The 12,055-nt window shown below is 46.6% G+C and carries 11 protein-coding genes; 9 read left to right on the top strand and 2 right to left on the bottom strand.

Going from position 1 to position 12,055, the window contains the following annotated elements; genetic code table 11:
• Nucleotide 1 precedes the first annotated feature (1 nt).
• A complete protein-coding gene (locus HRI97_RS01545; RefSeq protein ID WP_253726186.1) occupies nt 2-595 on the top strand; it encodes a hypothetical protein in 594 nt (197 codons plus the stop codon).
• A 151-nt stretch (nt 596-746) separates the two neighbouring features.
• Here HRI97_RS01545 and HRI97_RS01540 read toward each other — a convergent pair whose 3' ends face one another.
• On the bottom strand, nt 747-1,649 hold the full coding sequence (locus tag HRI97_RS01540; protein ID WP_253726185.1) for a lysophospholipid acyltransferase family protein: 903 nt from the start codon (nt 1,647-1,649) through the stop codon (nt 747-749).
• Between the two features lie 288 nt (nt 1,650-1,937).
• Between HRI97_RS01540 and HRI97_RS01535 the strand changes: the two genes are divergently transcribed.
• The 5 genes from HRI97_RS01535 (at nt 1,938) to HRI97_RS01515 (ending at nt 7,492) form a co-directional block, all read left to right on the top strand.
• Nucleotides 1,938-3,179, top strand: coding sequence for an FprA family A-type flavoprotein (locus HRI97_RS01535; protein WP_253726184.1), 1,242 nt, complete (start codon nt 1,938-1,940; stop codon nt 3,177-3,179).
• Between the two features lie 97 nt (nt 3,180-3,276).
• A complete protein-coding gene (locus HRI97_RS01530) occupies nt 3,277-3,792 on the top strand; it encodes a TIGR03546 family protein (RefSeq protein ID WP_253726183.1) in 516 nt (171 codons plus the stop codon).
• Between the two features lie 2 nt (nt 3,793-3,794).
• Nucleotides 3,795-5,915, top strand: a complete 2,121-nt coding sequence (locus HRI97_RS01525) for a TIGR03545 family protein (RefSeq protein ID WP_253726182.1) — start codon at nt 3,795-3,797, stop codon at nt 5,913-5,915.
• A 61-nt stretch (nt 5,916-5,976) separates the two neighbouring features.
• Nucleotides 5,977-6,723 (top strand): hypothetical protein, encoded by a 747-nt coding sequence (locus HRI97_RS01520; protein ID WP_253726181.1) that lies wholly within the window; start codon nt 5,977-5,979, stop codon nt 6,721-6,723.
• Nucleotides 6,710-7,492 carry a hypothetical protein gene (locus tag HRI97_RS01515; RefSeq protein WP_253726180.1) on the top strand — a complete coding sequence of 261 codons (783 nt, stop codon included), beginning with the start codon at nt 6,710-6,712 and terminating at the stop codon, nt 7,490-7,492. The genes HRI97_RS01520 and HRI97_RS01515 overlap by 14 nt, the downstream gene beginning before the upstream one ends.
• Nucleotides 7,493-7,580: 88 nt before the next feature.
• On the opposite strand, the gene HRI97_RS01510 is transcribed toward HRI97_RS01515, so the two are convergent.
• Nucleotides 7,581-8,216: a site-2 protease family protein gene (locus HRI97_RS01510; RefSeq protein WP_253726179.1), complete on the bottom strand. Its 636-nt coding sequence runs from the start codon at nt 8,214-8,216 to the stop codon at nt 7,581-7,583.
• Nucleotides 8,217-8,499: 283 nt separating this feature from the next.
• Between HRI97_RS01510 and HRI97_RS01505 the strand changes: the two genes are divergently transcribed.
• From HRI97_RS01505 to HRI97_RS01495, 3 genes are all read left to right on the top strand, one after another.
• On the top strand, nt 8,500-9,582 hold the full coding sequence (locus tag HRI97_RS01505; RefSeq protein WP_253726178.1) for a LacI family DNA-binding transcriptional regulator: 1,083 nt from the start codon (nt 8,500-8,502) through the stop codon (nt 9,580-9,582).
• Between the two features lie 2 nt (nt 9,583-9,584).
• Entirely contained in the window at nt 9,585-10,349 is a 765-nt protein-coding gene (locus tag HRI97_RS01500; RefSeq protein WP_253726177.1) for a 6-phosphogluconolactonase, read from the top strand.
• Between the two features lie 99 nt (nt 10,350-10,448).
• A complete protein-coding gene (locus tag HRI97_RS01495; protein WP_253726176.1) occupies nt 10,449-11,951 on the top strand; it encodes a sodium:solute symporter family protein in 1,503 nt (500 codons plus the stop codon).
• The last annotated feature ends 104 nt before the right edge of the window (nt 11,952-12,055 follow it).

The raw sequence follows: 12,055 nt of genomic DNA, 5'->3' as shown, positions 1-12,055 counted from the left end.
AATGAAGAAAATAAATCGAATTTTTATTTTGGTATCAGTGCTTTTACAAATCGCAATATCAATTTCGGCAAAAGACAAAGATGAAGAACTGCTGGCATTCTCAATATACGGCGATAATTTTTTATTAAGTATTCCTCTTCCGAATTATTGGATGGTAGATATGAACGCCGCAGCACGATACGGCATTAACGGAGTATTTTTTATAAAAGAATACGGTATGAATGAAACTCCCGTGTATATAAATGTAAAGCTGTATTTTCCGCCGAAAGATTTTACATTGGAAAAATTCGAATCGGATATGATTAAAAATCTAAACGACTATCTGCCCGATTATAAATTAACAAAAATCGGTTCGGCCGAGTATTCGACTCAATTGAATAAATGGCAATATAAATTATACGACTTAAAGAAAAAAGAAGGACACGGTCATTATCAACAAATCGCATACATGAAATGTGAAGAAAAAAATGTATTTATTGAAATGTATATCGATTGCATAGAAGACACGCACAAAGATAATAATAAATACATAAAAGATTTTATCAATTGTTTACATAAGATGGAATTTCCGAATTATTCTTTTAGGCTTAATTAATATATCAGAGGTATCGCCGGCCGCTTCCCTTTCCCCTGCCTGCACGCAACTTTCGCACACGTGTGCACCGCACTTTACGAACACTCGCGTACGCCATACTCACAGGCATATCGATTTCGGTTTGCCGCAGACGCACGCGTGCAATGCAGCGCTACTTTCGTCCCGCTTCCGCCGCTTCGTGCTGCTCTTCCAAAATCGCCATGACGCGGTCGACGATCTTTTGCTTTGCGTCTTCTTCGGTTTCCGGCAAACTCGCGAGCACGTCGCGCCGAAACTGTTTGCAATCGATGACGGGAGACGCCGACAGCGTAATTTTATCGTTTTCAATTAAATCCATCATCATATTGTCGGGCGCTTCCGGATTGATGCGGAGGCAGTTGCCGTTGATCGACACGAGCAACATGACGTCGAAGAGGCGCAGATAGCTGTCGATTTCGCGCAGGCCGCGTTTCGTTTCGGGCTTGCCCGGCCTGTAGCGCGTGCCGCTCGGAAACACGAGTATCGTCTGGCCTCTTTTTTTGCAATCGTCCATAGCGTGCATCGCCGCCAAATTGATTTTGCGCGCACGCTTTTTTTCTTCTTCGATTTCCGTTTCCAACTGCGCGTTCGCTGCGACTTTATCGAGACTGCGCGTCGGATAGATGACCACTCGCGTAAAGCCTTCCGCCCACGCGCGCACGATGGGGCTTTCTTCGTTGAGCTTCATGCCGGCGACGGCGACGATCCGCTTCGACAAATCCCTCGCCCACTCCTCTCCCGCATGATCGAGGAGATAACAGATGGCGGGCAAATCGAGGTTCGTATAGTGTTCCATCAAAATGAGGCCGCTTTTGCCTTCTTCGGTTATCGCACGGTAAAAAGCTTTGAAATTTTCGATATTAACGATTCCCGAACCCGGCAGCATGATTTCCGACAGCAATTCGTCCATAATTTTCCGAGTAAGGGGATTCGCTTCCTGATATACGTTTTCTTCATCGATCTTTGCCGCGGCGCGCGACGCTTCGGTAAGTTCGGCAAAATATTTTTTACATTTTTCTACGAGAGGCACTCCCATGAAAGTCTCCTGTTTATAAATTGCGGCGCAGAGGCCGATACTACCGCTATAGTAAAGTCGAAAGCGCGATGTGTCAACGCCGAAACCGATTGCGACACTTCGAACTCTTTTTGTCGTAGTGTCGGCGGTACAAAGCGCGGCGGCCGCACATGCCTTTCAGTGAACGAATGAACGAGATGTTCCGTACATGACTTGCAATAAGCGAAAAGCTCCGCGCCGGACAGCCAACTCCACTCCGCTCCAGCCGGCCGGCTTGTCTACATAGCGTTTCATTGCTAAAATGGCGATATGAGTACCGTTTCAATTACACCGTATATTTCCGTCATTCATTCGGATATCCGTCATCAGCCTTTGTTCGAAGGTTATTGGCCGATCCCGAACGGCGTGACGCTCAATTCGTATTTTGTGCGCGGAGAAAAAAACGCGCTTATCGATCTCACCGCCGATTGGAGCGAAGCCGTCGACCTTTTGGAAAAACAGCTCGGCGAAATCGAGGGCGGCAAAAAAATCGACTGCCTCATCCTCAATCACCTTGAGCCGGATCACACGGGATTTTTACCCGAATTCGTAAAGCAAAACCCTGACGTCGAAATCATCGCGACCGCAAAGGGTGCGGCTCTCGTAAAGAATTTTATCAAAGCGGCCGACGGATGTCCCTCTCTTAAAATCCGCGAAGTAAAATCGGGCGACGTGCTCGATCTCGGCGGCGGCAAAGCGCTCGCGTTTTACGAAATCCCGAACGTGCATTGGCCTGAAACGATGTGTACGTTCGATGCGGCGTCGGGAACGCTTTTCAGCTGCGACGCTTTCGGCGGCTACGGCACGACCGGAGAACGCGTATTCGACGACGAATTTTCCGAAAGCGAACTCGCATCGTTCGAAGAAGAAAGCCTTCGCTACTACGCGACGATCGTTGCAAGCTTCAGCCCCTTTGTCAAAAAAGCGATCGAAAAGCTCCGCGCCGAAAACCTTGCGATCAAAACGATTGCGCCGAGCCACGGCATCATTTGGAGAGCGCATCCCGAACGGATCGTTGCCGCCTACGAACGCTTCGCTTCGTACAATACGACGGGAGCGGGTGAAAAAGAAATCTGCGTCATCTGCTCGTCCATGTACGGCAATACGAAAAAAGGCGCGGAAGCCGTTGTGCGAGGCATCAAAGAGACCGACGCTTCTATCAAAGTCGATTTTTTGCAGGTTCCCGGAACCGACGATTCTCACGTGCTCGCAGCCGCTCTCCGTTCCCGCGGCATCGTCATAGCCGCTCCGACGTACGAATACAAACTCTTTCCGGCTATGGCGCACATTCTCGATCTTTTCAACCGCAAGCACATCACAGGGAAAAAAGCGCTGCGCATCGGAAGCTGGGGCTGGTCGGGAGGCGCAAAAAAAGAGTACGACGAAATTTCAGCTCCGCTCAAGTGGGAACAGTTCGAACAGTACGAATGGCAGGGCGTTCCGACCGAAGCCGATTTACAGGCGCTTGAAAAAAAAGGTGCGGAACTCGCCGCAGCCGTTCTGAATAATTAATAATATGACGGGCGGTTGCAAAAGCGGATTGCTTTTTCGACTGCCCTTCGAGTTTAACAAAGATCGAAATTCAACCTATTACTTTCGGAGGGATCCGATGATCGCAAATATCGTCAAATTATTCCGCGCGCTCAATTCGAATTCAAAGCCGTCGGAAATCGCGAACGCGCTTTGCCTCGGGCTCATACTCGGCTTTATGCCGAAGAACAATCTGCTGTGGTATTTGCTCGTCGTACTGTTTTTATTTATGCGGATCAATAAGGGCGCGTACCTTATCGCAATGGCGATCGGCTCTCTTGTCTCTCCCCTGCTCGACCCGCTTTTCCATAAAACCGGCTATGCCGTTCTTACGTTTGCTCCGCTCGAACCGATTTTTTCATATCTGCTCGACGTTCCGTTCGTCGGCTTTACGAGATTCAACAATACGATCGTGTGCGGCTCCCTCGTCTGCGGCATAGTCTGCTATGTACCGCTTTTTCTCCTTGCAATCCTGCTGATCAAACAGTGGCGCACGGTCATCGCAGGCGCCGTCAAAAACAGCAAAATCGGAAAAGCGATCGGTGCGCTGCCGATTATTTCAAAAATAGCCGCAAAGGCGTCGGAGCTTGTGTAAGTATGAAAACAACAGTCGCTGAAACGCAAAAAACCGTTCCCGCAAAAAAACTCCCCGGATTGTTAAAAAAATCTTATACGCAAAAGCAATTCGAAAAGAAAATACTGAAAAAAATATACGTAGCGGCGGATAAAGAATTTATTAATAATTATTTTACCGCCGATGCGGATAAAACGGGCAGCGTCCGCATTCCGAAAAATTCGGAAATCGTCAAAGCGGATTTTATCCGCCTTAAAACTATCGCAAAAGAAATACGGCAGCAGAAATTCGGCGTCAAGCTTATTCCGCTTGCCGCCCTCATCGGTGCCATAGTCGCCGTCTGCGTCGTTGTCGGTATGTTTAAAAACATCATCGTAAAGCGCGCGATCGTCGCGGGAATGCAAAGCGCTTTCCAAGCAAAAGCCGACATCGGTTACCTCGATTTTCAAATATTCGGCGCAAAGCTTACGATAAAAGATTTGCAGCAGGCAAACAAAAACGATGTGATGAAAAACATCTTTCAAGTCGGGGAAATCACGTTCGATTTCAATTTGACCGAACTGCTGCGCGGCAAATTCGACACGGAAAACATCACCGTCGCGGACGTGCTCATCGGTACCGAGCGGAAGACGTCCGGCTATATTCCGATAAAACAAAAGCGCGAAGAAAAACAAAACGAAAGCCGCATCGCCGACATGCAAAAGGCGCTCCTTGCCGACGTGCAAAAAACGCTTTCCGATACCTTTGCCGAATACAATCCTCAAACGATTATTGAAAACGTCGAAAGCAATTTGAAATCTCCGGCGATGGCGGAAAGCACAAAGACCGCGATCGAAGAGACGGTCGCAAAGTGGAAGGATACGCCCCAGTCGATGGAAAAATCGATTCGCGAATTTTCAAGTTCCGTCGATACTCTTATCAAAACCGATTGGGCGGGCGTAAAAGATCCCGTAAAATTAAAAGAAGCGCTCGATGCGATCAACGCCGCCGTCGTGCAGGGAAAAAACATAAAAACGCAGACTGAAAAAATCGGGGCGGACTTCAAAAGCGATACCGAAAAGGCCGAGCGGCTTTCGAAAGAAATCGGGGCTGCGATCGCGTCCGACAAAGCGCTCATCGACAAAGAGATTGTCAAATTCAAAACGCTCAAAAACGACGGCATCGGCGGCGTCTTCAACAAAGTGCTTACGGCGTTTATGTACAATCTTTTCGGCACGTATTATCCCTACGTGCAAAAAGGAATCGATACGGCCCTTCAATTTAAAAGCAAAGCTGCACCGAAGCCTGCAAAAAAGAAAGCGAAAAAAGTTTCGCGACGCATGAAGGGCACGGATATCTATTATAAAAACGATACCGTTCCGAAGTTTTTAATCGAAAAAGCGTACGGCTCCGGTGCAAACTGGAGCATGTCGGCAAAAGAAGTTTCAAGCGATCCCGACAAGCGCGGAAAGCCCGCAGAGCTTTCCGCCGCTTTCGCCGTTAAAGGAATCGACAACGCGATAAGCGCCGTTATCGACGGGAGACGCAAAACGGATAATCCGCTTTTGTTCGCAAAGTACAGCGGATCGGGTTTTCCGCTTTCACTGAAAATCGACGACGCATATTCGCTTGCCGCGCACTCGTCCGCCCTTTCGTGTACCGTACTCGGTGATGACGACGGAAGCTTTCGCGTGCAGGGTGCAATCGATATGAGCGGTATGAAAATCGCAACTCCGTCTTTCGAACCCGCTCCCGTATACGAAATCTACCGCAAAGCGACGGAACGCTTTACCGCGCTCAAAGTCGGCTTTACCGCAGGCTATGCACTCGAATCGGGCGTTACGCTTTCGCTCGACACCGATGCGGCCGAACGCTTCGCCGCCGTTTTTCAAAGCATGCTCGCATCCGAACTCGCGTCGATCACCGCTTCCGCGCGCGAAAAAGTGAACGAACTGCTTGCCGAAAAAACGGGCGGCGTTTCGGCAGAAATCGCAAAGCTTACGGATATTCAAAACGGCATCAAATTGCAGGAAGCGAATTTCGGCGATATAAACGCCGCGCTCGAAAAAGCGCAGCGGGACATACTCAAACAGCTCGCAGGCCAAACCGGAAGCGACGCCGTACAAAAAGCCGCCGGCGCGCTTAAGGGGTTGTTCGGAAGGTAGGAAAATACATACTATTATTCCTGTGACCGGCAGAACTTGTTAAGGAAGGAAATGTTATGCCATGAAAAAAAAATTACTTTATATAGTTTTGATTTTTATAAGTTTAAATACTTTTGCTTCGCCTAAGAAAAGTTTATATGATAGGATTCTTGAAAAGAATGATTCTTTTTGGATTCCGGAAAATTGTCTTAAAATACTGCATACTGAAAACAAAGAAAGTATAAAAAAATATTTCACTAATATTGAAACTTTAACATTTTATCATGAATTAGAAGAGAAAACCATACGATGGGATGAGCAGGACTGTTTTTCTACTTTTTGCATTATAAAAGATTTATATCGTGACCAAGACAATTTATGCGTAACTTGGGGGAAAGAATTAGATTTATTATCATTTTACATGGATGAGATCAACTATGAAAACGGATGTTTTTATATAAATGTTGTAAAAACATTCAACTGCAAAAAAAATGAAAATAAATCACCTTTTTCAAGTTGGCCGATACAGGAAGACGAATGTACGATAATTTTACGGTTTGACGGAGATTATCTTGGAGTTTATCTCAATAATTTAACTGACTATTATGATACCTTTTGCAAAGTGGATAATGAGACATTGAATCAATACAATAATCTAATCCAAACGAATAAATGCGATCTTTCAAAAGTTACCTGGCCCCGCCACGCCGACGGCACTTCGGATTACGATGACAAAATCATAATGCCGGAACCGTTAATTTCTACGAAAAACACGAGTCTCGATAAAACAACCGCCGGTAAAAACAATTGTAAGGATGAAAATGAATAAATATCGAATTATAATAATATTTTTATTAATCTTTATTAGTTCCAAACTATTCTCTGATAATGTTGAAAAGAAATTAGCTAAAGAAAGTTTTGTCATTTATGAAGATTTTGAAGTATTAAAAGCACAAAATAGAGATAAATTAATTGAATTATATCCATCTGTTTATCATGCTCCGGAGCTATCAGAGGTAGATTTCAAAACATATTTGTATTGGTATACTGGAGTCCCAAACGCTTTTTTGGAATTCAGAGTTAATACTGATGAAGAGATGAAGCATAAAAGACTCGGTAATTTTTATTTAGCCTGGAATTACAGTGGTGAAACATTGTCTATATTTTGTTTCCCATATTATATGACCGTAAGAAATGTTACTGTAAAAAATAATCAGATTATTTTTTCTTTAATTGGGATTGTACAAAAGTCCGATTTATATTATAGCAATTTTATAAAAACGGAAATCCCATTTAAAGAATATGAATATGATATTCATTCTGCAAAAATAATTATTGACGGGGATTATCTTGATTTTTATATCGATGACGTGTTTATTCATACATTCTGCAGGATAAATGAAGCAACCCTTAAAGAATATGAAAACTTAATAAAAAATAATACCTGCGACCTCTCCCGCGTTACTTGGCCCCGCCACGCCGACGGCTCTTCGGATTACGATGACAAAATCATAATGCCGGAACCGTTAATTCTTACAGGGAATACGGATATCGATAAAGCAACCGCCGGTGAAGACAATTGGAAGGATGAAAAATAACACACTTGTATTATTACTGTTTTTTACAGGGCAAACTATCCGCGTTGCAGCGCAAAAGCGTTCCGTCGGATAGTTTGCAATATACGGCTCACAACACCAACGATACGACTTTATTGACAAAGGCGCCGATAGGAATAAAGTCGATGCCTGTCGCCCGCTCGGCTGCGATGAGGGCGAATAAAGCGAAAGTGCCCCATTGCATAAAGCGCGCTTCTTTTTCTTTGCTGAGGTTCATCCCCGAAAAAAATACGTGACTGCCGTCGAGCGGCGGGATGGGCAAAATATTGAAGATAAACAATCCGAGGTTGATCGTCGCCGTATAAAGGAGCACGTAAAAAACGGTTTTGTACACGGCAAACAGCGGCAACGACGAAATGTGAATGCCCGCAAGCCTGAACAATTTTACAATAAAAAGAGAGACGATGCCGAGCGTAAGATTCGACAGCGGACCTGCAAGCGCGATGATAACTCTGTCCCGTCTCGGATGCGCCAAATTCCGCGGGTCGAACGAAACGGGTTTTGCCCAGCCGAAGCCCGCGATGACGATAAACAAAAAACCGATCGGGTCGATGTGTTTGATCGGATCGAAGGTGAGCCTTCCGTCCGCTTTTGCCGTTCCGTCTCCGAGCTTGTACGCGGCGAGTGCGTGGCAGTATTCGTGCAGCGTAAGCCCGATGACGATTCCGGGCAGGGAATACAGGGTATCGATGATGTCAAAATGCATACGAAGCATTGTATTACATTTTTACGACGCCGGCAATGCGCGCGCAATGTACGTACGGGATAAAAGCACAGCCGCATAGCCGAGCTCGGTTCTGTTTTTTAACAGAAATATTATTCTATATCGATGCAATAAAAAAAACAATTTTTTTATACGTTTTTCACTTTTTATATCTTGATTTTCTCATCTATTTTCTTAATTCATTATATTACAACAAATTAAAATATAAAAATAATTATTGACAAATCGGGGAAATGGACTTACCCTATAGTAAACGTTTGCTGTAATGGAAATCGACACTATGCAGGATAAACCGAAAAAAAGGCCGACTATTTCCGATATCGCAAAAAAAGCGGGCGTGTCTTCCGCTACGGTGTCGCGCGTTTTGAGCGGTTCGGATTATCCGGTAAGCCGCGAAGTCCGCAAAGAAATCCTTCGGATCGCGCTCGGTATGCATTATAAGCCGAATGTGTTCGGGCAGATGCTCAGAGGCGGAACGAGCAAAGAAATCGGTGTCATCATTCCGTCGCTGTCGAATCCCTTTTATGCCGAGCTTGTATCGGCTGTGGAACGCGAATGCGTCGAGCGCGGCTATATGCCGATTATCTGTTCATCGCAAAATCGATTTCAGCTCGAAACAAAGCATTTGGACATATTGCAGCGCAAACAGGTTGCGGGGCTTTTGTTGTCGAGCATACATCTTGCCGGCGCTTTTTTGAGGACACTGCGCGCCCTCCCCGTCCCTTTTGTGCTGTTCGATCAGCCCTATGATTATCCGGAAATCGACAGCGTCAGTTTCGATTTTCTTGCGGCAGGAAAAACCGCCGCAGAGTTTTTATTCGATGCGGGACATAAGGATATCGTTTTCGTATCGGGGCCGCTCGACCGGTTCAGCAGAAAGCGATTGTTTGAAGGGTATAAAAAAGCGTTTACAAAAAAGCGCAGGCGTTTTTCGGCGCAAAATGTGCTGATCGCCGTTTTTGAACAGCGGCGGGACGACTTCGACGACGACTTTTACCGCGGACAATTTGCCGCCGAACTGCTGATGAAACGGCGCTATCTGCCCGATGCGGTTTTTGCGGTAAACGATATGACGGCTATAGGATTGATAAAAAAATTCGAAAAAGAAGGGGTACGCGTACCGTCCGATATTTCGATCGTCGGCTGCGATAATATTCCGTTCGGTGCAATGTTCGTGCCCGCGCTCACGACAATCGACCAATCGGCGGTGGATACGGGACGGCTCGCGGCGGATATTTTGCTGAACAGGATTGAAAACAAACCCGTCACCGCAAGCCGGATAATGCTCGAACCGAAATTGATCGAACGGGAATCGGTACGGAAAATCAATTATAAAGTGAGGCGATAAAAATGAAACAGCTGCGATTTGACGAAGTGGAATTGTTTGTATACGACACTCGCGAAGAGATGGGCAAAGCCGCCGCCCGCGACGCCGCCGTATGCATCAAAGAATTATTAAAAGAAAGAAGCGAACTCAACTGCATCTTTGCAGCGGCACCTTCGCAAAACGATTTTTTAGCGGCTCTTACGGCGGACGTTTCCGTTCCGTGGGAAAAGATCAACGCATATCACATGGACGATTATGTCGGTTTAAAACAGGGTGATCCGCATTCTTTCAACGGCTTTCTTTCGGAAAAGCTGTTTTCAAAAGTACCTTTTAAAAGCGTCAATTTAATCGACGGCGAAGCGGATCCCGACAAAGAAGCGGCGCGGTACGGTGCGCTGCTCGACGGCGTGCGCATTCACATAACTTTTATGGGAATAGGCGAAAACGGTCATATCGCATTTAACGATCCGGGAGTTGCGGATTTTAAAGACGCGAAAACGGTAAAAAAAGTAAAACTCGATCCGATATGCCGGCAGCAGCAGGTAAACGACGGTTGTTTTCCGATCATCGCCGACGTACCAGAATACGCGCTTACGGTTACGATACCGACGCTCGTGTCGAGCGAACGTATTTTCTGTATAGTGCCTACGGCAAAAAAACACGACGCGACATGCGCCGCCCTTACAGGCCCCGTTTCGGAAACATGCCCCGCAAGTATTTTGCGAAAGACGAAACATACCCGTATGTACATAGATACTGCATGTGCCGGAAACTTAATAAATAAATAATTTATTGAGTTTTAATAATAACAAGTATGCGCAGATGCGCACGGATCGGATTGCCTGCAAATGCGGAGATTTGTCTGCGATTCGATTCAAGGAGGAACAATGAGCTGGGTCGATTACGGCATGGTCGTCGCTTTCCTTGTAGGAATGGTTTTGATCGGTTTGTATTCCAAAAAGAACGTCAAAACAGCGGAAGATTTTTATGTCGCCGGAGGCAAGGTTCCGTGGTGGCTGGCGGGAATTTCGCACCACGTAACCGGATATTCGGGCGTCGTATTCGTCGGATACGCGGGTATCGCATACGCGACGGGAACGCAAATTTATTTTTGGTGGGGTATGAGCATCGCGATCGCGGTCGCACTCGGTTCCATACTCATCGTACCGCGCTGGCCGCGCTTGCGTAAATTTCTGGGTATCCAGTCTCCGACCGAATATCTCAAAAAGCGTTACGATACGGCCTCTCAAGTTGTCGTCGCGATTGCGGGTATCGTAAGCAAGCTTATCGACGTCGGTGCAAAGTGGGCTTCGATCGGTATTCTGGTACAGGGCTTTACCGGCATTCCGTTTTGGGTCGGTGTCCTGAGTTCCGCGCTCGTTTCAATTTACTATATGTCCGTCGGCGGCTTAATCGCGGACTTGTGGACGGATTTCACGCAATGGATTATTCAAACCGTCGGCGGCATCGTACTCTTTGTCGGCACGATCCTCTTCTTAAAGAACGAAATGAATCTCGGCTTGGTTCAAGCGTTTCAATCGCTGCCGGCGGGACATATTTCGATCTTTAACCCCGGACGAGGTCAGGGATCGGTTACGTGGTCGCTGTTTTATTTCTTCGTCATTTTCTTGAGCTATAACGGCGGTACGTGGAGTTTGGCGACACGTTTTATTTCAAGCAAAGACGATAAAAATGCACACAAAGGCGCACTGCTTTCCGCACTGCTGTATTTGATATGGCCGCTCGTAGTCTTTACACCGATGTGGCTCGGCCCGCTCGTATTCCCGGGATGGACGCAGGGTGAAGCGGCGAAAAATTTATTTGCGGAACTGAGCAAAAAATTTCTGCCGACGGGATTGATCGGATTGTCGCTCGCCGCAATGTATGCAAATACGCTTTCTATGTGCACGTCGGACTGCAACACGATTTCGGCGGTTATCACGCGCGACATCCTTCCGATTTTCAAAAAAGATATCGATCAGGAAGGCAAAGAAGGCCTCCGGCTTGCACGCATTACGACGTTTATCTTTATGGCATTCACCGTCATCATCGGTTTGCTCAATCAAAAATTCGGCGGAGTCGCAGGTATGATCCTCTCGTGGTTTGCAGCCCTGCTCGGACCGACGGCCGTTCCGCTTTTGCTCGGATTGTTCCCCGCATTTAAGCACTCGGACGGAAAAGCCGCAATTCTTTCGACGATCGGAGGCTTCCTCGTATTCGTGCTCACAAAAGCCGGCGCGTTAAAATTGCCTCCCGATGTCGGTCTGATCATGCCGACCCTTGTCGCCTTCGTCGTATACTGTGCCGTGGGATTTGCCAACAAAGCATCCGGCAAAAAAGTACCCGCCGAAGTTGAAACCATGCTGCGGCATCTCGAAGAAAAAGCATAAACAAAGTTTCAAGTCAAAAAAACCGAACCGGCGGACAAAACGAAAGTCCGACGGTTCGGCTTGCCTATTCGAAAAGACGGATATGCTTCAGCGGAAAATCGTTC

This window comes from Treponema socranskii subsp. buccale, assembly GCF_024181585.1.
Taxonomy (GTDB): domain Bacteria; phylum Spirochaetota; class Spirochaetia; order Treponematales; family Treponemataceae; genus Treponema_D; species Treponema_D buccale.
This window is presented reverse-complemented; position numbering and strand designations above follow the sequence as displayed.

Bases quoted from the DNA above. Each gene is read 5' to 3' on its own strand.
- HRI97_RS01495 (WP_253726176.1), top strand. From the start codon at position 10,449: ATGAGCTGGGTCGATTACGGCATGGTCGTCGCTTTCCTTGTAGGAATG.
- HRI97_RS01535 (WP_253726184.1), top strand. From the start codon at position 1,938: ATGAGTACCGTTTCAATTACACCGTATATTTCCGTCATTCATTCGGAT.
- HRI97_RS01530 (WP_253726183.1), top strand. From the start codon at position 3,277: ATGATCGCAAATATCGTCAAATTATTCCGCGCGCTCAATTCGAATTCA.
- HRI97_RS01540 (WP_253726185.1), bottom strand. From the start codon at position 1,649: ATGGGAGTGCCTCTCGTAGAAAAATGTAAAAAATATTTTGCCGAACTT.
- HRI97_RS01525 (WP_253726182.1), top strand. From the start codon at position 3,795: ATGAAAACAACAGTCGCTGAAACGCAAAAAACCGTTCCCGCAAAAAAA.
- HRI97_RS01505 (WP_253726178.1), top strand. From the start codon at position 8,500: ATGGAAATCGACACTATGCAGGATAAACCGAAAAAAAGGCCGACTATT.
- HRI97_RS01545 (WP_253726186.1), top strand. From the start codon at position 2: ATGAAGAAAATAAATCGAATTTTTATTTTGGTATCAGTGCTTTTACAA.
- HRI97_RS01500 (WP_253726177.1), top strand. From the start codon at position 9,585: ATGAAACAGCTGCGATTTGACGAAGTGGAATTGTTTGTATACGACACT.
- HRI97_RS01515 (WP_253726180.1), top strand. From the start codon at position 6,710: ATGAAAATGAATAAATATCGAATTATAATAATATTTTTATTAATCTTT.
- HRI97_RS01520 (WP_253726181.1), top strand. From the start codon at position 5,977: ATGAAAAAAAAATTACTTTATATAGTTTTGATTTTTATAAGTTTAAAT.
- HRI97_RS01510 (WP_253726179.1), bottom strand. From the start codon at position 8,216: ATGCATTTTGACATCATCGATACCCTGTATTCCCTGCCCGGAATCGTC.